This is a genomic window from Methylobacterium dankookense (assembly GCF_902141855.1).
Taxonomy (GTDB): domain Bacteria; phylum Pseudomonadota; class Alphaproteobacteria; order Rhizobiales; family Beijerinckiaceae; genus Methylobacterium; species Methylobacterium dankookense.
The window spans coordinates 1-25,454 of sequence record NZ_CABFVH010000061.1 but is presented as its reverse complement, the minus strand read 5'-3'; the positions used below and the strand labels follow the sequence as shown (position 1 = coordinate 25,454).

At 67.7% G+C, this 25,454-nt stretch carries 25 protein-coding genes; 15 read left to right on the top strand and 10 right to left on the bottom strand.

Annotated features, from left to right (window positions below; translation table 11 throughout):
• Window positions 1-447: 447 nt before the first annotated feature.
• Window positions 448-2,343 carry a peroxidase family protein gene (locus tag MTDSW087_RS26735; protein WP_144768343.1) on the bottom strand — a complete coding sequence of 632 codons (1,896 nt, stop codon included), beginning with the start codon at window positions 2,341-2,343 and terminating at the stop codon, window positions 448-450.
• 1,052 nt (window positions 2,344-3,395) lie between these two features.
• On the opposite strand from MTDSW087_RS26735, the gene MTDSW087_RS30465 reads away from it, so the two are divergent.
• The 3 genes from MTDSW087_RS30465 to MTDSW087_RS26720 all read left to right on the top strand — a co-directional run bounded on the left by MTDSW087_RS30465 (window position 3,396) and on the right by MTDSW087_RS26720 (window position 5,844).
• Entirely contained in the window at window positions 3,396-3,596 is a 201-nt protein-coding gene (locus MTDSW087_RS30465; RefSeq protein WP_186384011.1) for a hypothetical protein, read from the top strand.
• Window positions 3,597-3,949: 353 nt separating this feature from the next.
• Window positions 3,950-4,216 carry a hypothetical protein gene (locus MTDSW087_RS26725; RefSeq protein ID WP_144768341.1) on the top strand — a complete coding sequence of 89 codons (267 nt, stop codon included), beginning with the start codon at window positions 3,950-3,952 and terminating at the stop codon, window positions 4,214-4,216.
• 221 nt (window positions 4,217-4,437) lie between these two features.
• A complete protein-coding gene (locus MTDSW087_RS26720; protein ID WP_144768339.1) occupies window positions 4,438-5,844 on the top strand; it encodes a TAXI family TRAP transporter solute-binding subunit in 1,407 nt (468 codons plus the stop codon).
• A gap of 101 nt (window positions 5,845-5,945) precedes the next feature.
• On the opposite strand, the gene MTDSW087_RS26715 is transcribed toward MTDSW087_RS26720, so the two are convergent.
• The 4 genes from MTDSW087_RS26715 to MTDSW087_RS31360 form a co-directional block, all read right to left on the bottom strand.
• A complete protein-coding gene (locus MTDSW087_RS26715; protein ID WP_144768337.1) occupies window positions 5,946-6,608 on the bottom strand; it encodes a hypothetical protein in 663 nt (220 codons plus the stop codon).
• Window positions 6,609-6,752: 144 nt separating this feature from the next.
• Window positions 6,753-7,142 (bottom strand): hypothetical protein, encoded by a 390-nt coding sequence (locus MTDSW087_RS26710; RefSeq protein ID WP_144768335.1) that lies wholly within the window; start codon window positions 7,140-7,142, stop codon window positions 6,753-6,755.
• Between the two features lie 99 nt (window positions 7,143-7,241).
• A complete protein-coding gene (locus MTDSW087_RS26705) occupies window positions 7,242-8,690 on the bottom strand; it encodes a DUF1254 domain-containing protein (RefSeq protein ID WP_144768333.1) in 1,449 nt (482 codons plus the stop codon).
• 126 nt (window positions 8,691-8,816) lie between these two features.
• Window positions 8,817-9,257 (bottom strand): hypothetical protein, encoded by a 441-nt coding sequence (locus tag MTDSW087_RS31360; RefSeq protein WP_306421679.1) that lies wholly within the window; start codon window positions 9,255-9,257, stop codon window positions 8,817-8,819.
• Here MTDSW087_RS31360 and MTDSW087_RS31355 point away from each other — a divergent pair.
• The gene (locus MTDSW087_RS31355) at window positions 9,148-9,414 is read left to right on the top strand and encodes a hypothetical protein (protein WP_306421680.1); all 267 of its coding nucleotides are present in this window, start codon (window positions 9,148-9,150) and stop codon (window positions 9,412-9,414) included. The two genes, MTDSW087_RS31360 and MTDSW087_RS31355, sit on opposite strands and share 110 nt — an antisense overlap.
• Window positions 9,415-9,721: 307 nt before the next feature.
• Here MTDSW087_RS31355 and MTDSW087_RS26695 read toward each other — a convergent pair whose 3' ends face one another.
• The 4 genes from MTDSW087_RS26695 to MTDSW087_RS26680 are packed head-to-tail and all read right to left on the bottom strand — an operon-like array spanning window position 9,722 to window position 12,159.
• On the bottom strand, window positions 9,722-10,555 hold the full coding sequence (locus MTDSW087_RS26695; RefSeq protein WP_144768329.1) for an ABC transporter substrate-binding protein: 834 nt from the start codon (window positions 10,553-10,555) through the stop codon (window positions 9,722-9,724).
• Complete coding sequence (locus MTDSW087_RS26690; RefSeq protein ID WP_144768327.1) at window positions 10,528-11,238, bottom strand: ATP-binding cassette domain-containing protein; 711 nt, start codon at window positions 11,236-11,238, stop codon at window positions 10,528-10,530. The genes MTDSW087_RS26695 and MTDSW087_RS26690 overlap by 28 nt, the downstream gene beginning before the upstream one ends.
• Window positions 11,235-11,927 (bottom strand): ABC transporter permease, encoded by a 693-nt coding sequence (locus tag MTDSW087_RS26685; RefSeq protein WP_144768325.1) that lies wholly within the window; start codon window positions 11,925-11,927, stop codon window positions 11,235-11,237. Before MTDSW087_RS26685 ends, MTDSW087_RS26690 begins: the two co-directional genes overlap by 4 nt.
• 7 nt (window positions 11,928-11,934) lie before the next feature.
• The gene (locus MTDSW087_RS26680) at window positions 11,935-12,159 is read right to left on the bottom strand and encodes a hypothetical protein (RefSeq protein WP_144768323.1); all 225 of its coding nucleotides are present in this window, start codon (window positions 12,157-12,159) and stop codon (window positions 11,935-11,937) included.
• A 100-nt stretch (window positions 12,160-12,259) separates the two neighbouring features.
• On the opposite strand from MTDSW087_RS26680, the gene MTDSW087_RS26675 reads away from it, so the two are divergent.
• Entirely contained in the window at window positions 12,260-13,546 is a 1,287-nt protein-coding gene (locus MTDSW087_RS26675) for a c-type cytochrome (RefSeq protein WP_144768321.1), read from the top strand.
• Window positions 13,547-13,691: 145 nt separating this feature from the next.
• On the opposite strand, the gene MTDSW087_RS26670 is transcribed toward MTDSW087_RS26675, so the two are convergent.
• A complete protein-coding gene (locus MTDSW087_RS26670; RefSeq protein WP_238178739.1) occupies window positions 13,692-15,731 on the bottom strand; it encodes a 4Fe-4S binding protein in 2,040 nt (679 codons plus the stop codon).
• Window positions 15,732-15,879: 148 nt separating this feature from the next.
• Here MTDSW087_RS26670 and MTDSW087_RS26665 point away from each other — a divergent pair, with 148 nt between their 5' ends.
• The 10 genes from MTDSW087_RS26665 (at window position 15,880) to MTDSW087_RS26620 (ending at window position 25,274) form a co-directional block, all read left to right on the top strand.
• A complete protein-coding gene (locus MTDSW087_RS26665; RefSeq protein WP_144768318.1) occupies window positions 15,880-16,623 on the top strand; it encodes a biotin/lipoate--protein ligase family protein in 744 nt (247 codons plus the stop codon).
• Window positions 16,620-17,180: a DUF6505 family protein gene (locus MTDSW087_RS26660; protein WP_144768316.1), complete on the top strand. Its 561-nt coding sequence runs from the start codon at window positions 16,620-16,622 to the stop codon at window positions 17,178-17,180. Before MTDSW087_RS26665 ends, MTDSW087_RS26660 begins: the two co-directional genes overlap by 4 nt.
• Before the next feature lie 18 nt (window positions 17,181-17,198).
• Complete coding sequence (locus MTDSW087_RS26655) at window positions 17,199-18,206, top strand: DUF6352 family protein (RefSeq protein WP_144768314.1); 1,008 nt, start codon at window positions 17,199-17,201, stop codon at window positions 18,204-18,206.
• Between the two features lie 10 nt (window positions 18,207-18,216).
• Window positions 18,217-18,720, top strand: coding sequence for a DUF3305 domain-containing protein (locus MTDSW087_RS26650; RefSeq protein ID WP_238178740.1), 504 nt, complete (start codon window positions 18,217-18,219; stop codon window positions 18,718-18,720).
• A complete protein-coding gene (locus tag MTDSW087_RS31525; protein WP_144768310.1) occupies window positions 18,717-19,556 on the top strand; it encodes a DUF3306 domain-containing protein in 840 nt (279 codons plus the stop codon). Before MTDSW087_RS26650 ends, MTDSW087_RS31525 begins: the two co-directional genes overlap by 4 nt.
• Before the next feature lie 87 nt (window positions 19,557-19,643).
• Complete coding sequence (locus MTDSW087_RS26640; protein WP_144768308.1) at window positions 19,644-20,279, top strand: TorD/DmsD family molecular chaperone; 636 nt, start codon at window positions 19,644-19,646, stop codon at window positions 20,277-20,279.
• Window positions 20,280-20,362: 83 nt separating this feature from the next.
• Complete coding sequence (locus tag MTDSW087_RS26635; protein ID WP_144768306.1) at window positions 20,363-20,605, top strand: formate dehydrogenase; 243 nt, start codon at window positions 20,363-20,365, stop codon at window positions 20,603-20,605.
• A gap of 7 nt (window positions 20,606-20,612) precedes the next feature.
• Entirely contained in the window at window positions 20,613-23,555 is a 2,943-nt protein-coding gene (locus tag MTDSW087_RS26630) for a formate dehydrogenase subunit alpha (protein ID WP_144768304.1), read from the top strand.
• A 16-nt stretch (window positions 23,556-23,571) separates the two neighbouring features.
• Window positions 23,572-24,168, top strand: a complete 597-nt coding sequence (gene fdh3B / locus MTDSW087_RS26625; protein ID WP_144768302.1) for a formate dehydrogenase FDH3 subunit beta — start codon at window positions 23,572-23,574, stop codon at window positions 24,166-24,168.
• A 65-nt stretch (window positions 24,169-24,233) separates the two neighbouring features.
• Window positions 24,234-25,274 carry a formate dehydrogenase subunit gamma gene (locus tag MTDSW087_RS26620; protein ID WP_144768300.1) on the top strand — a complete coding sequence of 347 codons (1,041 nt, stop codon included), beginning with the start codon at window positions 24,234-24,236 and terminating at the stop codon, window positions 25,272-25,274.
• Window positions 25,275-25,454 lie beyond the last annotated feature (180 nt).

Sequence of the window (25,454 nt, the reverse complement as noted above, 5' to 3'; positions counted from 1 at the left end):
ATCCGTCAGGTCGAACCGCGCCATCCAGAACCCTCCCTCGCCAGAGGGTTAACGACGGCACGCCTCACCCGTGCCCACCGTTATGGGTTCGCGACCTAGAGGCCAGGGCACGGGGACTTGGCGGGGTTCAGATTCGCGACGCCGTCGCGCCAGGCGCGCAGGTCGGGACGACGGACAGGCGGGTGCAGGCATGGCGGCCTGATAGGTCGGCTGCCTTGCCGCGAGCTTGCTGGCGGGCTCGGTTACGCCGCCCGCGCATGGAAGGTGAACACGAGCCCGGATGTCGTGGGGGAGCGATTGGTCCGGACTTGTGGCACCACTTTTTCACTTCGCCGACAACCGTTGAGAGCGCTCGCCGCCGAACGGGATCTCCGGCTCGGCGGAACGGATGGCAGCCCGCGCCAGCCATGGCAGGACCGTCGCCCCCCTAACACGGCCGATCAATGGTCAAGCGAGGGTGTAATCGCTCGGGGTGAGCGCGGTCGCCGATACGCCCGGCAGATCGACGCGGACGCTCCCATAGGTCACGACCGCGTGTCCGTGGTCTTGGGATATCACGGGCTCCGCCGGGGGCCCCTGCCGGCCGTGGTGCCCGCGAACGAGACGGGCGGCCCCTGCCGGGTCGGACGCTTCGCCTCCCGGCCCGGCACCTCCTTCGAAGATCAGATGGTCCGAGCCCGGCTGAAAGTCGATGATGACGGCGCGCGTGTTCGCGGTGAAGACGAACTGATCGCTTCCGCCATTGCCCGTCAGGGTCTGGCGGCCCGTGCCGGCGACCAGCATGTCGTCCTTCTGCCCGCCGATCACCGATGCAGCGCCGCTCGTGCCAATCACGAGCTGTTGCGCGTCCGGCTCTTCGGGCGCCACATCGCTGCTGTGGCGATCGTAGAAGGTGAAGACGTCATCCTGGATGTACCGGGTGTCGGTGTCGCGCGCGATGATATCCGACAGCGTCGTGTGTCGAATGTCGTTCAACGTCTGCCGGTCGAACTGGCCGTTCTGGTACCAGAGACGGTCGCCGTCGCGCAGACGCTCGAACTGCGAGCCGACGATCGCCGAGAAGGTCGGCCCCAGCATCGAGCCCGATGCGTGCTTCTCGGCGAGGCCGCCGGTCCAGAGATCGACGGCATCCACCGTGCCGAAGGCCTGGCGCATCGCTGCGACCGTGGCCTGATCGTCGGTGATCTCGGAGAAATCCCGGTAGGGCGCGAGGCCCAGATCCGCACGGGTCTCGTTGAGGGTGCCGAGCCCGAGATCCCGGCCGCGTTGGATGTTGATGCTCGCCAGATCCATGCCGACCGGCGGATCGACGAGGAAGTTCCGCAGATCCTCGACGATGCGGGCATCCATCGTCTGCGAAGCATCGTCGCCGAGGTGACGCAGGAAGCCGTCGGCTCCGGATGACGCCGCGAAGGCCGCCGGCGTCATCCCGAACGTATCCCGAAGCTCGAGCTCCGGGCCGACCAGATTGCCGGCCTCGTCGACACGCTCGGTTTCCGCAGAGACGATCGAGTGACCGAACCGGTAGGCTGCGCCAGCGAATTCGACGCTGATCCTCGGGTCCACCCGCGAATCGTAACCCTGATAGGCCGGGATCGCGCCGGATCCGAGAAGGTGCGGCAGGAACTCGTCGTAGGTGATGTGCTGGATCTCAGCCGTCACGATCGCCCGGGCTTGGCTGTAGAGGGCATCCCCGTCGAGGTCCGGATGGGCCGTGTGCAGACGATCCACTTGGAAATTGTGCTCGCGCACGAAGAGCGTCTGAAGCGATGTGAGCGACGGGTTCTCCGTAGCGCGGACGTCACCGGCAACGAAGGACCCGTTCACGATCGGCAGATTGTCGCCCGCCGAGGTCGCCATGTGCCCGTCCGGCAGCCGCAGGCTCGCCGCCGTGGCCGCATCCGAGCCGTAGACCATCGAGGCATCGAGCCAGCCCGTGACCGTGTTCACGGCGATCGCGGGCTTGCCTGTTCCAGCTCCTGTCCCCGGATCGACGACGGCGCGCGTGATCGGGATCAGGCTGCCGGCCGGGAAGAACGCGTCGCCTTGTGGAATGGTGACGTCGATATGCGTGACGCCGTCGCTGGCCGCGAGATCGAGATCGTGATCGATGAACTGCCCCCAGGCATAGAGCATGCCCGAGAAGCCCTGCGGGTTCGGGATCGTCGGATCCCCCTGCCCGACCACGATATTGCTGATCGACCGCGGGTTCGGCCCGGACATCAGGGACGAGATCCCGTCCGCGAAATGGGCCTCGCCCAGTCGCGCGAAATCGCTGCCGGCCGCATTGAGGTTCGACCGAGCCAGATTGTTGCCTGAGCCGTTGACGGAATAGAAGTCCATGGCGGAACGTCCTTTCACCGCGTGGTCGCAGGGTGTCGCCGGACCGATGCGGCCCGGCTGTCGTCCGATGCGCGTCAGGGGATGAAGAAGGTCGGGACGGGCTCAGCGTCGCGCGCGTCGATACCCGCCGCAGCGCAGCCGCAAGCGACCGCGCCTTCGTCAAGCATTTCTGGACGCTTCTCCTTGCAGATTCGATGGACGCGGAAAGCCGCGCCGCCTTCCCTGGGCGATGCGGCAGCAAGCGGGACAATACGAGGCATTTCATGTCTCGTGCACCAGCAAATGTTAAATATCTTCTCCGCTCCGACACATCGATGCAATAATTGCTATTTTCAAGAACTGTCTTGTGTCGATTTTAATGGGGATATTTGGCTCAACAACCCAAAATTTAAGCCGGATAATTCAACGATGTCGATCCGATTATATTGTCCATGAAACGTCGATTTGGACGAATTATTGATCACGCCTTCCATGATCATGCGCGCAATCGGATGCCCCTGAAAGCACCATTTCCCAAAAATCCTTGACATCGAGCTTGGGCAACGACCTGGAACACCCATCACGACGGACAGATCCGACCCGATCAAAATGATTTTGAATAAATCTCATATGCAAATCACCGTCAGTATTATGATGACGCATCCCGATCGACCAGCGCGAAATTAAATTCCCAAATATATTGCATCAATACTTCTAGAAAGATTGATATTTTATCGAATTTCTATTGCTAAGTGTAATTTCCTGTCACGGTCTTCGAAGGACGGCATCAACTTTCAAAAGCCAATGGATCGTGCCGAACGGAATTCCTGCTGCGGTCCCGGCGCCGGCGACGGACATCGATCCGTGAGCGCTGGCCATGCCGTACGGCTTCTCGGTGAATAGAAATGACCGGCCAGGAAAAGGAGCCGCCCAGCCCGTCCGCTTCCGTTGACAAGTCTCAAATTGGTATAATTCAACGTTTTATGATGGAGCCTCGGAAGCGACCATCCTGGCGGGCGCTCACGCCGGGGCAGCGGGCGCTCCTGCAGCGGATGCGGCGGGAGGGCGCCCTGGTGTCCGTGCGCCCCTGGGAGATGAGCACGGTCCGGTCGCTGCTGGCGCGCGGACTGCTCAGGCCGCGGATCCGGGGCCGCGAACGCGGTCGGGAGGGCATCTGGTTCCTCACGGCCCTCGGTGTGCGGATCGTCCCGGATCCGTCCGAGGCAGCCTCCGAGTCCGATTTGGAGAAGGACGAGGCTGCCGGCGCACCATGATCGGGGATCGGCCGATCGACCCGTCCCGTTTCTCGCGCTCATTGCCGGGGCTGGCCTGTCGGCATCACCCTGCCATTGAAGCAGTCAGCACGCGCGGCCGGGCGCATTCACGCGCTGTGCGTTTCGCCTGGGATGCGGAAGTTGACCCGCGCGATCCGCACGGCCCGACGGGCCATCGTCTCCCAGCAGACGAGCTCGTCGAACAGCGCCGTGCTCGGCGCAGACGCAATTCGCTCGGGGGCTGTCCCCTTTGACCAAGTCAAAAGAACGAAGAATGTCTAGAGTGCGAAATCTCCATTCGTTCTGAGCATACCAGGGAGACAGAGTTGCCGAGTTCATGGACACGCGGTGGCGTGGTGACCATTGCCTTCTTTCTCGGGACGTTCGGAGGTGAGGCGCAGGCGAATCCGAACGTCCGCACCGCTCAGGGCACCGTCACGATCCCCACGGATGCGCAGATCAACCGCATGGAGCGGGACTCGATTACGACGTCCCCGCTTGATGTCAGCGAAGGCGTCCGACGAGGCGACGAAGCGTCACAAATTCGGCAGATAGATCGACGTGACCACCGCATAGATCAGCGGCTTCTGAAGCACGACGGCGTCTGCGATGACTGCTGATGAACATCGAGCGCCGGGGATGGCTCCACGGAATCGGACGCGCGTCGCGCGAACGCGCAGACCTGTACCTGCAGCATGCCCCAGCATGACAAGGCTAGAGCGCTCCCCCCCGAAGTGGATGCCGGTTCGGCGAGAGAGAGCGCGTCAAACCAAAGACTTAGAGCCGTGCCCCATCGCAACGCGATCGGGAACGGCTCTAAGACAGCGAGAGGGCCGCGGCGATGTCAGACGCGACGCTCATCGATCCCAGTCCTGAGACGAAGGGTCAGGAGCGGGCCGCCGTTCGCGTGCCGCGCCGTCGACGCTGGGGCCGCCTGGTCGCTGTCATAGGGGGGCTGCTCCTCGTCGCTGCCGGGTTCGGGCTGGCTCACGTCTGGTCGCCGCACGCCAACCTGCGCATCACTACGGGTCCACCAGGAAGCACAGCCCAGCGCTTCATCTCGGCTTTCGCGTCCGTCGCGAAAACCCAGCATCCCCGCATCAACCTGGACCTCGTGCAGGTCGACGACCTGGCGGCGAGCGCCAAGGCGCTGGAAGACGGACGCACGGACCTCGCCATCGTGCGCAGCGACGTGGCACCACCCGCCAACGGCCAGACCATCGTCATCCTGCGCCGGGACGTCGTCGCCTTCATCCTCCCACCCAAGAGCCATGTCAGTTCGATAGCGAACTTGGCAGGCAAGACCGTCGGAATCCCGGCCGGGCGGCTGCAGGCCTACAATGCCCAGATCCTCGACACGGTGCTGGGCTACTTCGACGTGCCCGCGAAGGACGTCGGCAGGGTCTTCCTGTCCGTCGGCGAATTGGGTGAGGCCGCCCAACAGAAGAAGGTCGCCGCCATCCTCGCCGTCGGTCCCATGGCGCCCGGGGAGGTCGTCGACGTCGTTGCCGCCATCGCCCACGCGACGAAGGGAACCCCGGGGATTCTCGGGCTCGATGAAGCGGAGACCATCGGCAAACGCTTTCCCGGCTTCGAGACTATCGACGTGCCCACCGGCGCGTTCCGGGCAAGGCCGGCCACACCGAGCGACACCGTGACCACGCTCGCGGTCACCTATCGGTTTGCCGCGCCGGAGCTGATGCCGAATGTGGTCGCGGCGGCCATTGCCCGCTCGATCCTGACGACAAAGGCCAAGTTCATGGCGCTGACGCCGCTTGCCAACCAGATCGAGGCGCCCGACCCGGACGCCAAAGGGCCGCTCCTGCCGGTGCACCCGGGTGTTGCGGACTACCTGAACAATGGGGATCAGAGCTTCTTCGACCAGTTCCAGCAGTACTTCTACGTCGGTGGCCTCGCCCTCAGCCTGGCCGGCTCGCTGTTTGCCGCCGCAACAACCTACTGGAGCCGGCGTCGGTCGGAGGCGGATTGGCGGCCGATCAAGCGGCTGGTCGAGATTGCGGATGCTGCGCCTCGCGCGGACGCTTCGGGGCTCGCCGCTCTGGACGAGGAGTTCCACCTGCTCGTCTCGGCCGTGCTGGGCAATTCGCCTGGAGGCGGCGACACGGATCGGATGTCGGCCTTCTCGACGGCCCTGGCGCATGCGCGGCACGCCCTCGACCATCGACGGGCGAGCCTCTCACCAGAGCCGGGAGTTCGGGCCGCCACGACGCTCGTCGCGGCGCAGTGAGCGCCACCTTCCTCGGCTGGCTCGCTGCTTCCGTTCCCGTCCTGATCCGCGAGCCGCAGTGCGATCGGAACCGGATTGGTCGAGCGACGCGGCAACCGTCTTCAAGGAGCGACGAACGGAGACTGTGTCGGAACCTGAGGCTCAACGCCATCTGGGACTGCGCTGCCGGGCTTCAGCATAATCGCCCGCAACCTCCTGTGGCCGAGCACCCGACCGAGTTCGCGGTAAGCGAAGTAGGGCATTAGCGCCACCAGCAAGGTCCAGGCAAGCGAGACCAGGCCGAGTGGGCCTCCGGCAACCTCGGAGAGGACCTGCTCCACCGCCTTCCCATGCCACATCCCCTCCAGCACCGCCTCCAGTACGTACGCCGCGACCAGCACGACGGTGAAAGCTGACACCCGATAGAGGATCACCGTGACAAGCCGTCCCGCCTCCAAGCGTCGCCCGATGAGGCGGGAGCCGACGCCTACCGCCTCGGCCAGCAGCATGATCTTGGCAAATACCAGCGCGTTGATCAGGCCGAGAACGTAGAAGTGGTGGCTCGAGTAGTGTGGAACATCGTGATCGACGCGGGCGTAGATGTTGAGACTAAAGAGAATCAGCGTTCCTAGGACCACGACGAGGTAGAGAGCAAACCAGAGATAACGCTCGACCTCATCAATGGCGCGCCGAGCCCATGAATGCTCGGGGCCCCCTGTAGCGGGATCATCGAGGCCTGCTGCGGGTGCGATCTGAGCTTCCGTTCGATTCGCCGCCGGCGTCACGGATGGCCTCCTGCGTTCTGACAGAAGCGAGCGCAGCGCGACTGTCGCTGATGTCGTGAATCTCACTGCAGCTGCGGCGTCTCCCGCTGACGGCTATTTCGCTCCGGCCTGTTATTGGAGATCTCCTGTGTGCGGCTTCAGCTCTCACTCGGCTGGACAACGCTGATAGCTCTGGAGGCTTTTGAAATCCGACCCCAGCGAGACCATGCCGTTCTCCTCCGAAACGAGGATCAGGTTCGCAATCGACGGCTGCGGCTGTTCGCCGGTCGAGCATCGCATGTGAGCGGAGTAGATCGAGCCGGCTCGTCCGGCGGTTTCACCAACCCAGTCTATCGTGCATCGCGCGTCGGCGTGGGTGTATGCCGACGCGGTGATCGAGAGGGGCGGCTGATCGCTCTTCGTGCACGACTGTCCGGCCACGATCCACTCGCCCCAGAACGCCTCCGGGACAGCCTTGAGGCGCTTGATATCCGCAGTCGCAGCGTAGGGAGCGATGAGGATGGGGACGATCGCGGCCATGCGAGTGAAGCGCATGCATGCCTCCTATCTCTCCACTGCGTTCACACCATCAGCGCCAGGGGCGGACCGAGCGTTTTGGTGCGCCCCGCCGACCCGCATCCCTGCTGGGGCGCCTCAGAGCGTGGCGCTCGTGCTGCGGGTGACCGGCGGCGGTGACCACGATCCGTTGAGCACGGCGTCCTTCGGCCAGTAGGTCCGCATCATCAAAGCGAACGGCCCTCTCGGGGCCGGCAGCCAGTTCGACTCCCGCTGCACGCCGGGACTCTCAGCCTGGATGAAGAGATCGACCGACCCGTCCGGATTGGCCTTGAGGTCGTTGCGCGGGCTGACCGAGTACCGGTTGATGGGGTTGTCGACGAAGAAATAGTCCGCGTCGTACATCGTCAGCGACCAGAAGCCTTCGACGGGCGGCAGTTCGCCCGCAGGGAAGCGCATCACGTACTTGGAAGCACCGTTGAGCTTCCGGCCCGCGGCATCGACCGTGGTCAGGGGGTAGACTGCATCCTGCGGCAGGTTGCAGCCGAGCCCGACCGCGGTCACGAGTGCGCGCTGCAAGTAGTCCTTGCCGTAGTCGCCGCCATCCGTCGTGAAGGTCCAGCCGTTCACGTGCTGACCCGTCGTCTTCAGGTGCCCCATGATGCGGGGAATGGCCTCCTTCGGTGCCTGCTCGATGGCCGCCCGAACGGCGGGCGGCTGGACTGCCGGATCGAAGGGCTGACCGGGTATGATGCCGAGGGACGCCATCTTGGCGACCGGAACACCGTCCGCGAGCGCCGGGGGGTTGTCTTTCATCAGCGCGGCCAAGAGGTTGAAGTAGGCCGTCGCGGTCATGCGGTTGACCTGCTCGCGCACGGCCGTCTTCGTGTCGATACCTGGATCGACCCGGCCCGCGGGCGGGGCGTAGGCTTGGCCGGCCGCGCTCGCCGGGACGAGCCGGTATTGATCCTGGACGGCGTGCACCGCCCTGTAGTCCTCGGGCGTGCCCGTGCAGTAGGTCCGCCCGATGATCCAGATCAGGCTCGTCGGGGCCTGGATGAGCTTGGCGCCGGTGGGTACGTTGCCGCTCCAGTTGGGTCCTGCGATGAAGTAGGTCTGCGGCCCGGTCCCGGTGGTACGCTTGCCCGGCACCGCGAAGACGTTCGTCCAGGCGCTCAGCATCGGCATGAGGAAGTAGCGCCCGTCCTCCTCCGGGATGCTGAGGAGGTAGGGCTCTTTCCCAACGTCGAGGAAGGCGCTGGAGTAGAGCGTGTCCGCGTTGGGCGCGGTGACGGCGCGGAACTTCGCGTCCGGGTAGGCCCGCAGGTTGGCGAACTGGCCCATAGGGGCGTTCTTGCCCTCGGGCGCGGCCACGTTGGTGAGGACGCGGCGGGTCATCTCCACGGTGACGAGCGGGTAGCCGTAGATGTAGGCCTCCACGGCCAGCTCAAGCGGATCGGCCACCGCGTTATTGCCGATGAGCGGCGCGTCCTGGACCATGCTCTGAGCCCGGGCGTAGGGCAGACCCGAGCCGGCGAAGGGAAGCGTTGCAGCGCCCGCAGCGAAGATCCGTCTGGTGACATCCATGACCGCCTCCGGTGAAGTGCCCGCTCGAGCAGGCGGCTTCAGGAAAATCCCCATCATCTATGGCGCGCGCCGGATGTAGCCCCCGCACGTCAGTCCGGCTTCCGATCGGACCAACGTCGCCAACCGTCAGGACGACGAGGGCAAACTTCGAGAGCCACATCGGATCGCGGCGCGCAGAAGCCTACCGAGGCTGAGCAAGGCAGCTTGACCGAATGGGACAGCGGTCCGGTTTCGCCTCGGAAGCGCGCCGTATGGCCGAGACGGTGCTGGCGGAGATCGAGGCGGTACCCTTAGAGCGCTCTCCGCCGAAGTGGATACCGGTTCGGCTAAAGAGAGCGCGTCAAAACAAAGGCTTGGAGCCGCTCTCGATTGCAACGCGATCGGGAACGGCTCTAACGCTTCGATGCGGTGTTCTCGGACGTGGTGATGCCCAGCATGGGCGTCCATCGAGCCCGGCATGTCGATGTCGGTGAACAGAACGCCGACTTCCTTGGCCCTCTCCAGGATCGCCCAGGCGGCGTCGGCCGTGGCGGCCTGCAGGACCGGGAACCCTGCATCCTCCAGCATGTCGACGGCGACCATGCGCACCATGCTCTCGTCCTCGACGACGAGGACGGCGGCGGACATCGCGGTGGGTGCGCTGGGCATCGGACTTCGGAAAAGCGATCCAGGAAGCGGCAACGAAAAGGTGCGACCGGTTCAACCGGTGTTCGTTTCAGCTTGACGGGCACTGCGTCGAGCCTGAGCGCGACATCTCATACGACATCCGGGTGATCCCTTCGGGATGGCGGATGTCGCCTTCGCTCAGGCGCCGTGCGGGCTTGGCCGAGACCGCCTCCGGTCCGATCAACCGGACGCGGTCTCAGGCGGCCCTCTCGTCGCGCGGCTCCTGCATCGAAGCCAGGGGGGCCTCCAGGCGGCACCTGATGCAGGCGCCCCCACACACCCGCCGCTTGCCGGTCGCGCAAGCGGCGCCAGCAACTCATCTCGCCCTATCCCTGCCCGTTCTGTCAGGCACTCGGAGCCCGGTGTCACTTTGCCGTTTGAGCAGCACTCGGAAAGAACAGCTGCTCGCCATCGATCTTGTAGCTCGCGATGGCGCGTTGGCCCTCGGGCGAGATCAGCCAATCGACGAAGGTCTGGCCTTCCTTGACCTTCACTGTCGGATGCCGGTGCGCGTTCACCAGCATCACTCCGTAGGGGTTGAACAGGCGCGGATCGCCCTGGACGAGGATCGTGAGGTCGCCTCGGTTCTTGAACGAGAGCCAAGTGCCGCGGTCAGCGAGGATATAGGCGCCAAGCGCCGAGGCCGTGTTCAGCGCCGGCCCCATGCCCTGGCCGACATCGCGGTACCAGTCGCCGCGCGCCGCAGCCAGATCGATGCCCGAGTCCTTCCAGGCGCGCAGCTCGGCGCTGTGGGTGCCGGAGCGGTCGCCGCGCGAGACGAAGGGGGGCTTGGCCGCCGCGAGCTGGCGGAAGGCCTCGAGCACGCCGAGCCCCTTGATACGAGCAGGGTCCGAGGCCGGCCCAATCAGCACGAAGTCGTTGTACATCACGTCGTGGCGCGCCTCGGCAAAGCCTTCCGCGACGAACTTGTCCTCCGCTGGCCGGTCGTGGACCAGAACCACGTCGGCATCACCCCGGCGGGCGGAGTCGAGGGCTTGGCCGGTGCCCAGCGCCACGACCTTCACGTCGATGCCGGTCTTGTCCTTGAACATCGGCAGGATGTGCTTGAACAGGCCCGACTGCTCGGTCGAGGTGGTGGATGCCACGACGATGGAGGCCGGCTCGGCACAAGCCGGCGATGCGGCGCCCAGGATGGCGGCGAGACTGAGGGTCAGGAGGCCGCGGCGAAGGAGGTCCAAGGCAGTTCTCCGGCAAGATAGGCCCGCGTTTCGGGCGTTCGAGGCTTGAGCAGGATCTGGTGGGGTGCACCCTGCTCGACCGCGCGGCCCCCTGCCAGCACAATCATGGCACCGGCCAGTCGCGCGACTTGGCCGAGATTGTGCGAGACCAGGACCACGGTGGCGCCGTCGCGTGCCATCTCGGTGACCAAGCCTTCCACGATGTCGGTGGCGGCCGGGTCGAGACTTGCGGTCGGCTCGTCGAGGAGCAGGAGGTCGGGCTCGATGGCCCAGGCGCGGGCAAGCGCCAGCCGCTGCTGCTCGCCGCCTGAGAGGCGGGTGGCGGCATCCTCCGCACGGTCTTGGAGGCCGACGCGGGCGAGCGCGTCGCGCACCCGCGCCGCGCGCGCGCGGCGGGACAGGCTCCGCAGGGCGAGAGCGATGTTGGCGGCCGCGCTGGCCCGGATCAGCGCCGGAGTCTGGAACACGAAGGCCCGACGCCGCGCGGCGATCCGCACGGTGCCGGAATCGGGTCGCAGCAGCCCGTCGATCACCCGGAGCGTCACGCTTTTGCCGGCGCCGTTCGGCCCGACCAGGGCCGTGATCCCGCCAAGCGCGATCTTGGCGGAGAGCCGGTCGAGAACCGGACGACCGCCGAGACTCAAGCTCACCGCGTCGAGCTGGATAGCGGATGTTGCGCTCATCCGTATGCCTTAGCAGCATAACCTCGCAGCAGCGCCGCGACCGCATTCACGGCGACGACAAGGCCCATCAGCAGGAGGCCGAGGGCAAGGGCGAGGCTCAGATCCCCCTTCTGCGTCTCCAGGGAGATCGCGGTCGTCATAGTCCGGGTATGCCCGGCGATGTTGCCGCCGACGACGAGCACCGCGCCGATCTCGGAGATCGCGCGACCGAAGGCGGCCAACGCGGCCGTAACCAGCGAGAAGCGGACGTCGTAGATCAGGATGCCGGCCCGGCGCGGTGCCGAGAGGCCAAGCGAGCGCAACTGCTCGCCGAGATGGATCTCCGCGTCGGCCACAACCTGCCGGGTCAGCGCGGCGACGAGCGGCGTCGCCAGCGTTGCCTGCGCGGCGATCATCGCTGACGGCGTGAACAGAAGGCCGAGCGACCCGAGTGGCCCGGACCGTGACAGGACGAGGTACAGCACAAGCCCGACGATGACCGGGGGCAGCCCCATGAAGGCGTTGAGCAGGCCGGTCAAGATCCCGCATCCCGGGAAGCGGGCCACGGCAACAAGGGCTCCAAGCGGGATACCGACCAGGAGACCGATCGAGACCGCGGTGAGGCTGACGCGGAGGGATAGCCACGCGATCGCTATGACGTCGCGGTCGAGGGTCCACAGGCGGAGCAGGGTCTCGTGGAGAATCGGCATCGGCCGCTTACCAAAGCAGGTCGTGCGGATAGTCGGTGAGGCGTTCGCCCCAGGCGACGCGGTCGGGCCGCTCGACCAAGCCGTCGCTGGCAGCGCGGGAGGTCGGCATCGCGCGGCCCTGCCGGAAGAAATCTTCCGGCACTTCGTGGACGATCTCGGCGAGGCCGATCGTAGAAGCGATCTTGCGCGGCATCATGAAGCCCGCGATGCGCCAACCCTGACCGCGGATCAAGACTCGGATGCGCGCGGCGCAGGATCGCCCCCCGGATCCGGGCGACACCGCCCAGGCCCCTCGGTTATGGTCCGCCGCCCACCCCGCGACCTAGTCCCCGATGATACAACGCCTGCCATCCCTCGTCGGTCTGCTCGCCGCGCTGCTGCTCGCCGGCCCGGCCGCGGCTCAGCTGCGCGGCCACGGCGGCCCGGTGCGCGCCCTTGCGGTCAGCCCGGATGGGCGGCTCGCCATCTCGGGCAGCTTCGACCAGTCGGCCATCCTGTGGGGCATCGATACGGGAACCGCGCTGGCCGTGCTGCGAAGTCACGACGGCGCGGTGAACGCGGTGGCAGCCCTCCCCGACGGGCGCTTCGCCAGTGCCTCCGAGGACGGCCGGATCGCCCTGTGGCGCCTCGGGCGAACGGAGCCCGAGCAATGGCTCACGGGCCATGCCGGCCCGGTGGCGGGCCTCGCGGTCGCGCCAGACGGCCGCCATCTCGGCTCCGCCTCCTGGGATGGCACTGCGCGGATCTGGCCCCTCGACGGCGGCCCATCCCGGGTCCTGACGGGGCACCAGGGCAACGTCAACGCGGTGGCCTTCCTGCCCGACGGGCGGCCGGTCACGGCGGGCGCCGACGCCACCGTGCGGATCTGGCCTCCCGAGAGCGCCCCACGCACCGTCGCGACCCTGCCGAGCGCTCTGAGCGCGCTCTGCGTGACCGCGGACGGCGAGATCGCTGCGGCCGGCGCCGACGCTGTCTTGCGCCTCCTGCGCGCGGACGGCGGGGTCCGGCTCGCGGTGGAGGTCGGCCCGAATCCGGTGGTGGCGCTCGCGCCCTCGCCGGACGGGACGCGGATCGCCGCCGCCACGGCGGGCGGCACCGTGGCGGTGGTCGATCGCGCGACGGGCCGGATCCTCGCGCGCCTGGTCGGGCCGGGCCTCCCGGTCTGGTCGCTCGCCTGGCGGCCCGACGGGGTCGAGCTCGTCACTGGCGGCAGCGACCGCCTGGTGCGACGCTGGGACGCGCGCAGCGGCGAGCCGATCGGGGCACTCGCCATGCCACGCCCTGCCGACGCGCTGGCGGCCTATCACGGCAATCGCGGTGCCGAGGTGTTCCGGGCCTGCATCGCCTGCCACACCCTCTCACCCGACGAGGGCAACCGGGCCGGGCCGACGCTCGCCGGCATCTTTGGCCGCCGCATCGCCAGCGTGCCGGGCTATCGCTACTCGGAGCCCCTGACCCGCATGGATATCGTCTGGACGCCCGAAACGGTGGCTCGCCTCTTCGAGGTCGGCCCCGCCCGCTACACCCCGGGCACGAAGATGCCCGAACAGACCATTGGCAGCGCCGCGGACCGGGAGGCGCTTGTGCGTTTCCTTGAGACGGCGACGGCGCCGCGCTGAGGCTCCAGCACGGCCGGCACTGTAGGACCGCTGCGCGACCCTGCCAGAGCCGATCCCGATCGCGTTGCAATCGAGATCGGCTCTCAGTCCTTGTTTCGACGCGCTCTCTTTCGCCGAACCGGTGTCCACTTCGGCGGAGCGCGCTCTAGGTCAAGTCGCCGCCGGACCGCTCGCGCAGGTAGTCCTCAGTGGTTCGGGGCTTGGCCCGTTCCGGCATCGCGTGCGGGTCGAAGCCTTGGTTGAGCGCGGCTTCGACGCGGCAATCCTCGCACATCATCAGTGAGCGGATGCGTTCCTCACCGGCCGGGCCAGTGAACATCCAGTGCTGGTCGCGCAGACGTCCGATCACCCGCTCGATGGTCGAGCGTGTGCCGAAAGGCCTCTCGCAGGCGATGCAGGCGAAGGGCTCCTCCTCCTTGACCACGCGGCGCGGTGCCGCCCAGGCCTCGAAATCGACCTGCGGATGCAGGGAGATCACGTCCTCCGGGCAGGTCGCCGCGCACAGCCCGCACTGCACGCACAGGCTCTCCTCGAAGGCGAGCAGCGGTCGGTCGGGGCTGTCGGAGAGCGCGTGCGTCGGGCAGGCGCCGACGCAGGCGAGGCAGAGTGTGCAAGCCTCGATGCGGAATTCGAGCCCGCCGAAGGGCGCCCCGGCCGCCAGCGGAATGCACGGCACCGGCCCTGGCGCAGCGACATGCATCTCTATGAAGGCTTGGCGCAGCACGGCGCGCTTGCCGCCCTCCGGCACCCAGCCTGCCGGCACGACGCTCGACCGGCCCGGGGCAACGCCGCGCAGGGCCTCACCCAGCGCATCCGGGTCGTCCGTCTCGATTGCAGCGACCACAGGGGTGGCCGGGTCCGCGCCCCCATAGCCGAGGGCTTGCGCCAGAGTATGCCCGAGCGCCAGCGTGCGGCGGAGCGCGTCGAGGTCGTGCTTCGGCCGCGCCCGGACCAAGACCCGTGCACCGGCCGCCCCGTAGGCGAAGAGCGCCGCAAAGACCTCCGGCCCGATCTGCGTCACCTCGTTGACCTGCACCGGCAGGACATGGGCCGGCAGGCCGGCGCCGTAGCGGCCGAGCGCGTCGATCAAGGGCTCGCCGTGGTCGCCATCGTGGAACAGCACCAGCGCAGTGGCGCCCCCGGCCGCGCGATAGGCCCGGAGCAGGCTGCGCAGCCGGCGCATCAGCGCGTCGGCGGGCGGCAGGGCGTAGGCAGCCGCGCCTGTCGGGCAGAGGGAGGCGCAGGAACCGCAGCCGGCGCAGATGTGAGGATCGATCGCCACGCTGTCGCCGGCGGGCGCGATGGCCGCGGTCGGGCAGACCTCAAGGCAGCGGGTGCAGCCGACGATGCGCGAGCGCGAATGGGCGCAGAGCTCGGCGTGGAAGGCGATGAAGCGCGGCTTGTCGAACTCGCCCACGAGGTGCGAGGCCTGCGCGAGCGCGCGCTCCAAGGCGGCGGGGTCGCGCGGGTCCGCCCGCAGGTAGCCACTGCGTAGCTCGTGCGCGGGGAAGAGCGGCGTGCCGCCCGTGAGGTCGAGCACGAGATCGCAGGTCGAGACGGCGCCGTTGCGCGCAGGGCCGAACACGAGCTGCGTGCGCGAGGACGGTGCGGGCAGCGCGTAGTCGTCGATGCCGAGCTCGAACGCGCCGAGATGGCCCTTCGCGGTCCGCACCGTGCCCTGCAGTACCGGGAAGGCGTTGCGGTGGGGCGGAGCGACGGCGCCGGGTCGCGAGAGCAGCACCGTCACGTCGAGGTGCTCGGCGAGCCGCTGCCCGACCTCGATCGCCGTCTCGTCGCGTCCGTAGATCAGGGCGACGCCGCGGCTCTCCAGCGCGACGGTCCCTGCGTCCGGTACCGGCTCGGCCGCGGCGGCAAGCAGTGCGGCCATCTTCGGGCCGGCCGAAGCGCTCTCCGACGACCAGCCCGCCGTCTCGCGGATCTTGGCGTAAGCGACCCGGTTCTCGGCCTCCAAGTCCTCGGCGACCTCGTCGAAGAGCGGCGCCTGCAGGGTGCAGGACACCGTCACGGGCGCCCCCGTGGCGAGCGCCTCGCGAAAACGGTCGAGCTCGCGCCCACAGAGCTGATCGGCGGTGAGCAGCCGGCTGCCGCAGGCCTTGGCCAGGGCGGCTTCATCGAGAGGTATCGTCCGCTCGCAGGAGCAGGCGAAGACGAGACGGTCGGACACGGGATGGAAACCTGAGACGGGACGAGGCGCATGGGCCCCTTCGCGGGAGGGGGCAGGTCCCTTATACTCGAAGCATTCGAAACTACGATCCGACATGCGGGCGCAGACTGCTTCCGTCCCCCCTCCTCACCGCCCCGCACCTGACGCCATGGCCGCCCTCCTCGACGTCTCCCCGCATGCCGGGCTGGTCCTGCCGCCAGGCTTCAGCGCCTGTGCCGCGGCCGCGGGGGCCCATGACGCAGCCTGCCGACTGGCCGCCACGGGCGAAGGCGAGGCCGCGACCCTGGTGCTCGGCGCTCGCGACGACCTCTTCGACCTCGCCGTGATCCTCGCACCGGACGAGCCGCTACGTACAGCGCGGCGGGCCTTCTTCGCCGGGATGGCAGCGCTCGCCGACGCGGTCGGCGTGTTCGGCCCCCCGGAGATTCCGGTGCGCGTCCTCTGGCCCGGGACCGTGATGTTCAACGGCGCACGGCTCGGCGGCGGGCGCCTCGCTTGGCCGACAACCTGCACGGAGGACGTCGAGCCGAACTGGCTCGTCTTCTCTGCGACGCTCCTGGCCTCGAAGGCCACAGCGGGCGATCCGGGTCTGACGCCGGATTCGACCGCGCTGGAGGAGGAGGGTTTTCCCGCTGGCCTGCAGAACACACTCGCCGAGAGCTTCGCCCGTCACCTGACCAAGGCATTCGAGATTTGGCGGGAGGACGGCTTCGCGCATCTCGCGGCGCGCTACCTCGCCCGGCTCGACGGCGCGCCGGGCGCCGAGGTCGCACTCGACGAGACCGGCGATGCTCGGCTCGCCCACCCGGACGGCCGGATCGAGCGGCTGCGCCTCGCGCCCGGCCTTCTGAGCCCCGCCTGGCATGATCCCGAGACCGGAGTGCGGCTGTGAGTCTGAAGCTGCCGCGGACCCTGCGGCTCGATCCCTCCGACACCTTCGTGTTCGCGCACGCGGCCGAGCCCGGCGAGTGGGCGGTGACCGGATCGTTCCTTTTCTTCGAGGCCGACGCGGCAGCGCTCGACGCCAAGGCCCGGGCCGCCTTCCGCTCCGGCTTCGTGGGGGTACGCTCCCTCGGCTTCTCGACTCTCGTCGTGGTCAGCGAGGCGAGCGAGGCGGAGCGCGAGGCTGCCGTAGAGGACCTCGCCGCCCATATCCACGCGCGCTTTGGCGCGCCGGACCGCGAGGCCGCCCGCGGCGCCGCGCGTGAGGAGATCGCGGTCGCCGCCTCGCTCTGCGATCTGCCCGTCGGCAGCGTGGTGGCGATGCACCGCACGGCCGTGGACGGCGAGATCCGCGAGGATTTCCGCACCCTTCACCAGCGCCAGGGCGGCGACAGGCTGCATGGGCGCGCCATCCACATCGTCGAGACCGACGAGGAGCTGGGCGAGGAGGCCGAGGAGCAGGCCGACCTCGTGGGCCTCCTGCGCGGTCCGGCCCAAGGACGCTGAGCAAGGACGCTGAGTACGATGACCGAGTTTTGGGTCTCGAGCGGCCACCATCTCGTGCAGCGCACCGAGGGCGGCGGCCTCGCTATCACGGACGGGCTGCTGCTCGCCTATCTGGCCCGGCCCGAGTTGGTGCCGCCCGAGGAGGCCTGCTCGGCCGAGCGCGCGCTCCACGCTGCCCTGATGGAGACCCCGCGGCGCTTGGTGGCGCCGGAGGAGATCGCGCGGATCGCGGACGCGGATGCGCGCGAGAATTGGGAGGTGCTGCTCGCCTTCCGCGACCACCTCCTCGCCGCGCCCTCGGTCGAGGCGGCCTACCTGTCGCTGGTACGGGGCAACCTGACCGGGGTGCCCTCGCTGTTCCTCGGCCAGCTCGTCCACCTGATCCTGCGTAACGCGCTCGACGGCTGCGAGGACCCCTTCGTGCTGCGCGCAGCCGAGTTGTTCTTCCGTGGCCAGCGGGTGAGCTTCCACGAGGGGGCGGTGCTGCTCGCGGACGCGGAGGTGATCGCCGCTCGGGAGGGAACCGCCCCGCTCTCGCCCCTCGTGGCGATGCTGGGCCGGGACGCGATGACCGAACTCGACGTGCTCACCGAGGAGAGTTCCTGGACCTATTGGAGCCGCTCGGACGCCTTTTCGATGGCGTTCAACCTCTCCGGCGAGCGCGGCCGGGAGGGCCTGGCGCGGACGATCGAAGCTTTCGTTCACCACCTCCTCAATGCGGCCGTGACGGTGACGCCCCTCGACCGGCTGGAGGATCCGGACTGGCGCTGGTTCGTGGGCCTCGACGCGGAGGCGACCCGCATCGGCAACGCGCTCTGGCGCGGCGAGGCGGTCGACGCCCCGACGCGCGAGCGCCTGCTCGCCGTGTTCAGCCTCGCCTTCGCCGAGGGCACGCCGGTCGATGCCGCCGTGGCGGAGCGTCCGGTCTACCTCCTGCTGGCGATGGCGCCGGACAAGTCCCTGCATCTCAAGCCGCACAATCTCGTTGTCGGATTGCCCCTGGCCGCCGGCCGGGCGGATGCCTGAGGTGCCGCGGATGCCCGAAGATCATTTCGAGGTCGGGATCCTGGTCGCGCGGCAGCGCCTGAAAGGCCCCTGGGCGAGCCACGCTTGGCTGCCGGTTGCAGCACTCCCTGCGGCGGCTGAGGCTGCGCCCTGGACCAAGCTCTCGGAGACCGAGGACGAGGCGACCTTCTACGCCGGCGCCTACGAGGTCTCCCTGCATCCGGCCGAGACCGCGCATTACCGCGACAACCTCGTCTCCGGGCGCCCCTCTCTATGGGTCTGCCTGCGCAGCACCGGGGACGAGGCCTACGAGGTGGCGAGCGTGACGGCCGACCCCTACGAGGGCGAGGCCATGGCCGAGGGTATCGGCGAGATCGTCGAGGCGGTGCCGATGCCCCCCGAAATCCAGGCCAAGCTGCTGGCCTTCTTCGAGGCTTTCCACGTCGAGCGCCGGTTCGAGAAACGCAAGCGCGACCGGGCCGACCCGGAAGCGCTCGCCCGCCGCGCACCCGGAACCCGGGAGCGGTCCGAATGAGCGACGGCTTCCTCTCCCGCTGGGCCCGGCGTAAGCGCGCGGTCCGGGCTGCCGAGCGCCGCTTGCCCGACACGCAGGCCGCGGAGCCCGAGGCCGATGGGTCCGGGGCTGATCCGGAGACACTCACCACGGGCGAGGCGCTTCCACCGGCCGCGACCTCCACCGCACTGGATGCGGATCCTGCCGCACCAGCCGCGGAGGACCCGCTCGCGAACCTTCCACCCCTCGACGCACTGACGCCCCACAGCGATCTCGCTCCCTTCTTGCGCGCGGGCGTGCCGACGGCCGTGCGCAACGCGGCTTTGCGCCGGATGTGGTCGCTCGATCCGGCCATCCGCGACTTCGTGAGCGAGGCGCGGGAATACGCCTACGACTGGAACAGCCCGGGCGGGGTCCCGGGCCTTGGTCCGCTCCTCCCAGGCGATGACGTGAAAGCGATGCTGCGCCGGCTCGTCGGCGCCCTGCCGGAAGAGGCCGACGCAGCCTTGACGGCGCAACACATGCCGCCCGTCACCCTCCCCACGGAACGCGGGCCTGCCCGTATTCCGCTCGCCTCTGCCGAAGCCGAGCAAACTCGACTTGGAATAGGGGAGGCTGGCTCTCGCGTCAGCGAGGATCGAGAGAGAGGAGCGACGAGGCAGACAGGGTCCGAGCTCCGCCGACCTGCTGAGACCGAGCTGGAATCCGGTCTCCCCGCTCCCGGCCCTCCTTCAGGGCAAGCCTCTCCCACGGAGGGACAGGGGAGAGCGCAGGTCGCACATCCTCCCCGGGCATCGGCGCCCACCGCGCAGCCGCGGGCGCGGTTGCGACGCCATGGCGGTGCGATGCCCGGGTGAGCATGCAAAATTCAGATTGCGAGCGATTGGAATGCTTTTTAATATCAATCCAAAATATGGGTCCCGAGGAGGGGCTCGAGGAGCGCCATGGGCTCGGTAGCGTCTGCGTTGAGAGAGCCGGCCGGCGAAGCGTCGGTGTCGGGCGGTCGCGTCGACGAGGTCGACGTGTTGCGCGCCGAGCATTACGATCTGCTCGCCGTCCTTCTGGGTCGCGCCCCGGAGCAGTTTCTGCTCGACGGGCTGGCCGCGCTCACGCCCGGAGGGGGCGTGCTCGGCCGCGCCGTGGCGGAGCTAAGCCGGGCGGCCGCGCAGGCGCAAGCCGAGGCGGTTGAGCGCGAGTTCTTCGAGCTCTTCATCGGCGTGGGACGGGGTGAGCTCCTGCCTTACGCTTCCTACTACCTGACCGGCTTCCTCAACGAGCGCCCGCTGGCGCGGATCCGGGCTGATCTTACCGTGCTGGGACTTGCCCGCGTCGACGGGATGAGCGAGCCGGAGGACCACCTCGCCTTCCTGCTCGAGGTGATGGCGGGCCTCGCGGCGGGGCGCTTCGGCGCCGGGGACACCGCGCAAGCGCGCTTCTTCGCCCAGCACGTCGCACCCTGGGCCGGGCGCTTCTTCGCAGATCTGGAAGGGGCGAAGGCCGCTCGGTTCTATCGGGCGGTCGGCGGGCTCGGACAGGCCTTCCTTTCGGTCGAGACGGAAGCCTTCGCGATGGACGCTTGAGGCCGGGATTAAACCGAGATCGCGCGCCGTTGGCGCGATGAAGCAGGAATGAGCGCGCCTGAGCCGCGTAAGGAGATGGTTCGATGCGACAGGATCCGAAGGCACTCGGTCGTCGCCAATTCTTCCGGGCGCTCGGCGGCAGCACCGTCGCCGCCGCAGCGGCGGTCGCTTCGCCGATGGGCGCCACCGAGGCGCAGGCCTACGACCCCGGCAACGACGAGACCAAGAGCCGGTACCGCCTGACCGACCACGTCAAGGCGTTCTACCGCACCAACGGCTACGAGACCCTCCTGAAGAATGCTGACCCGGTCCCGGGCGCAAAGTGAGGCTGCGATGCTGACAAAGCGCAAGAGCGGCGAGGCGAGCCGAACCAAGCACCAAGTGGTGGTCGCAGGGCTCGCGGCCGGCGTGCTTGACCGACGCGCCTTCCTGCGCAAGTCCGGATTGACCGCTGGCGCGCTTGCCGCTGCCGGCTCGATCCAGCTCGGCGCGGTGCGCCGCGCGGAGGCCGCCGGCTCCTCGGCCACCGGCCCCGATACGGTCATTCGGAAGAACGTTTGCACCCATTGCTCGGTGGGCTGCACGGTCACGGCCGAGGTCGTCAACGGCGTCTGGGTCGGTCAGGAGCCGTCCTGGGCGAGCCCGATCAACCGCGGCACCCACTGCGCCAAGGGCGCGGCGATCCGCGAGCTCGTCTCCTCGGATCGCCGCCTGAAATACCCGATGAAGCTCGAAGGCGGGCAGTGGAAGCGGATCTCCTGGGACCAGGCCTACGAGGAGATCGGGACCAAGCTCACCGCGATCCGCGAGAAGAACGGCGCCGATTCCGTCTACTGGCTGGGCTCGGCCAAGTTCACCAACGAGGCCGCCTACCTGATGCGCAAGTTCGGCGCCCTCTGGGGGACGAACTCCGTCGACCACCAGGCACGCATCTGCCACTCGACGACCGTTGCGGGTGTGGCCAACACGTGGGGCTATGGCGCCCAGACCAACAGCTACAACGACATCCGTAACGCCCGTACGATGATCATCCTCGGTGGCAACCCGGCCGAGGCTCATCCGATCTCCATGCAGCACGTGCTGTCCGGCAAGGAGATCAACCGCGCCAACATGATCGTCATCGATCCGCGCTTCACGCGCACGGCGGCGCACGCCACCGAGTACGTGCGCATCCGCTCGGGCACCGACATCCCGGTGGTCTGGGGCATCCTCTGGCACATCTTCCAGAACGGCTGGGAGGACAAGGACTTCATCGCCCAGCGCGTCTACGCCATGGATGATGTCCGCAAGGAGGTCGCCAAGTGGACGCCGGACGAGGTCGAGCGCGTCTCCGGCGTACCGGGCGAGCAGCTCCGGCGCGTGGCGGAAAAATTTGCCACGGAGAAGCCCGCCACCCTGATCTGGTGCATGGGCGCGACCCAGCACACGGTCGGCACCGCCAACGTGCGCGCACTCTGCATCCTGTGCTTGGCCACCGGCAATGTCGGCAAACCCGGCACGGGGGCCAACATCTTCCGCGGCCACACCAACGTGCAGGGCGCGACCGACCTCGGCCTCGATGTGACCTCGCTGCCGCTCTACTACGGCCTCGTCGAGGGCGGCTGGCGGCACTGGGCCCGCGTCTGGGACGTACCTTACGAGTGGCTGCAGTCGCGCTTCGACGAGGTGCCGGCGTCGGCGGGCCGCAAGGCCCGGTCCCGCAAGGAGAACATGGAGGCGCCCGGCATCACCTCGACCCGCTGGTTCGACGCCGTGAACCTGCCTCCTGAGCAGATCGACCAGAAGAGCCCGATCAAGGCCTTCATGGTGTTCGGCCACGGCGGCAACACCGTCACCCGCATGCCCGAGGCAATCGAGGGCATGAACAAGCTCGAACTGCTTGTGGTCGCCGATCCGCACCCGACGACCTTCGCGGCGCTCGATGCGCGCCAGGACAACACCTACCTGCTGCCGATCTGCACCTCGCTGGAGATGGACGGCTCGCGCACGGCCTCGAATCGCTCGATCCAGTGGGGCGAGCAGATCGTGAAGCCGGCCTTCGAGTCCAAGAACGACTACGAGGTCCTGTACCGCCTCGCGGAGAAGCTCGGCTTCGCCGACAAGCTCTGCAAGAACATCAAGGTCGTGGACGGCGTGCCGGAGGCCGAGGACATCCTGCGGGAGATCAACCGCGGCGGCTGGTCGACCGGCTATTGCGGGCAGTCGCCGGAGCGCCTGAAGGCGCATATGCGCAACCAGCACAAGTTCGACCTGATCACCCTGCGCGCACCCAAGGACGACCCGGAGGTCGGCGGCGACTATTATGGCCTGCCCTGGCCGTGCTGGGGCAAGCCCGAGATCCGGCACCCGGGCTCGGCGATTCTCTACAACACCGCGCTGCACGTGAAGGATGGCGGCGGCACCTTCCGCGCCCGCTTCGGCACGGAGCGCAACGGCCAGACCCTGCTTGCCGAGGATTCCTTCTCCAAGGGCTCGGACCTCACCGACGGCTACCCCGAATTCACCTTCGGCGTGTTCAAGAAGCTCGGCTGGGACCAGGATCTCACCGAGGAGGAGCGCGCCACGATCCTCAAGATCGGCGGCGACAAGCCGGACACCGTGAGCTGGGCGACCGACCTGTCGGGCGGCATCCAGCGCGTCTGCCTGGAGCACGGCGTCTCGCCCTTCGGCAACGGCAAGGCCCGGGCCAATGCCTGGAACCTGCCCGACCCGGTGCCGGTCCACCGCGAGCCGATCTACTCGCCGCGTCCCGAACTCGTGGCCAAGTACCCGACCCGGCCCGACGAGCGGCAGCTGCGCATGCCTAATATCGGCTTCACCGTGCAGAAGTCGGTGGTGGATCGCGGCGTCGCCAAGGACTTCCCGATCATCCTCACCTCCGGCCGTCTGGTCGAATACGAGGGCGGCGGCGAGGAGACCCGCTCCAACCCGTGGCTCGCCGAGCTGCAGCAGGACATGTTCGTCGAGATCAACACCGGGGATGCCGCCGAGCGCGGCATCAAGGACGGCCAGTGGGTCTGGGTGACCGGCCCCGAGAACAGCTCCAAGGCCAAGGTGAAGGCGCTGGTGACCGACCGCGTCGGCAAGGGCGTGGCCTTCATGCCCTTCCACTTCTCCGGCTGGTACCAGGGCAAGGACATGCGCGACTTCTACCCGAGGGGAACTGACCCCGTCGTGCTGGGCGAGAGCGTGAACACGGTCACCACCTACGGCTTCGATCCTGTGACCGGCATGCAGGAGACGAAGTGCACCCTGTGTCAGATCAAGGCGGCCTGAGAGGAGCAACCCGACCATGGCCCGCATGAAGTTCCTCTGCGACGCGGACCGCTGCATCGAGTGCAACGCCTGCGTCACGGCCTGCAAGAACGAGCACGAGGTGCCCTGGGGCATCAACCGTCGGCGCGTCGTCACCCTGAACGACGGCAAGCCCGGCGAGCGCTCGGTCTCGATGGCCTGCATGCACTGCACGGACGCGCCTTGCGCCTCCGTCTGTCCGGTGAACTGCTTCTACACCACGGCCGACGCCGTCGTGCTGCACTCCAAGGACATCTGCATCGGCTGTGGGTACTGCTTCTACGCCTGCCCGTTCGGCGCGCCGCAATATCCACGCGTCGGCAATTTCGGCTCGCGCGGAAAGATGGACAAATGCACCTACTGCTCGGGTGGCCCCGAGCCCGATTTCTCGACCGCCGAGTACGAGAAGTACGGTTCGAACCGCTTGGCTGAGGGCAAGTTGCCCCTCTGCGCCGAGATGTGCTCGACCAAAGCGCTGCTCGCGGGCGACGGTGAGATGATCGCGGAGATCTACAAGCAGCGCGTGATCAAGCGCGGCTATGGCTCCGGCGCCTGGGGCTGGAAGACGGCCTACCGCGAGACCGTCGCGATCTGATCCGGAGCCCCGGGGCACGAGAAGCCTGTAGCACCCAACCCAGAGACGCCTGGAAAGGAACGCCGATGCGGCGGGCAACGACCCTCTTCAGCACCCTCGTCGTCGCTGGCCTGCTCGCCGCGGCGCCGGGCGCCTTCGCGCCGGCAGTGGCGCAGAACCCGATCCAGGCCGACGGCCAGAACCCGATGGGAGCCAAGCCGACCGCGGACTCGGTCAACGAGGAATTTCTGTTCAAGCAGGCCCCGAAGATCTCAGGCCGGATCTCGATCCCCGACAGCAAGGCCGCGAACCTGATCCAGCCGCAGGGCCGTGAGTACCAGAATTTCCGTGAAGGCTGGCTGCCTTGGATTGGCGCTCTGGTCATTCTCGGAATGCTCGCCGCCCTATGTGCGTTCTTTTTGTTCCGCGGCCGGATCATGATGGCGCACAGCCAGGAATCGGGGAGGAAGATCCTGCGCTTCAACGCCTTCGAGCGCTTCGCACACTGGATGACGGCGGTGTGCTTCATCATCCTATCGCTTTCGGGCTTGAACTACATCTTTGGTAAGCGGCTTCTGATGCCGCTGATCGGCCCTGAAGCATTCGGCGCTCTGGCACAGTGGGCGAAATACAGCCACGTCTACCTCGCGTGGCCGTTCATGCTCGGTGTCGTTTTCATGTTCGTGGTCTGGGTGCGCGACAACATCCCGAGCAAGATCGACTGGGCTTGGATCAAGGCCGGCGGCGGCCTCATCGGTCAGGGGCATCCCCATGCCGGACGCTTCAATGCCGGTCAGAAGGGCGTATTCTGGATGGTGGCCGGCTTCGGCGCCGCGATGAGCATCACTGGGCTGATGATGCTGTTCCCCTTCACCCTCACCGACATCAACGGCATGCAGGTGATGCAGGTGGTCCACTCTGTGATCGGCATTGTGTTCATCGCCGGCATCCTGGCCCACATCTACATCGGCACGTTGGGCATGGAGGGGGCTTACGATGCCATGGGTAGCGGCAAGGTCGATCTGGCCTGGGCGCGCGCGCACCACGACCTCTGGGTCGAGCAGGAGCAGGCGCGCACGGGAAGCGGTCCGCAACTGAAGAAGGGTCACCCGGCTCCGGCCGAGTAAGAGCACCTCACACAACTCCCGCTGCGCCGTCGTGCCCAGAGGGAGATCTCCCCGTCGCCGGGAGTTTTGTGAGAGGCGCTAAGAGCCCGTCCGATAAGGGGCTGAGGCAGGGTTGAGTGGCCGGGATGGCAGTGATTCCAAGAGGGTGCTGAAACCTGACCTGGATCTGCCATGTGGACC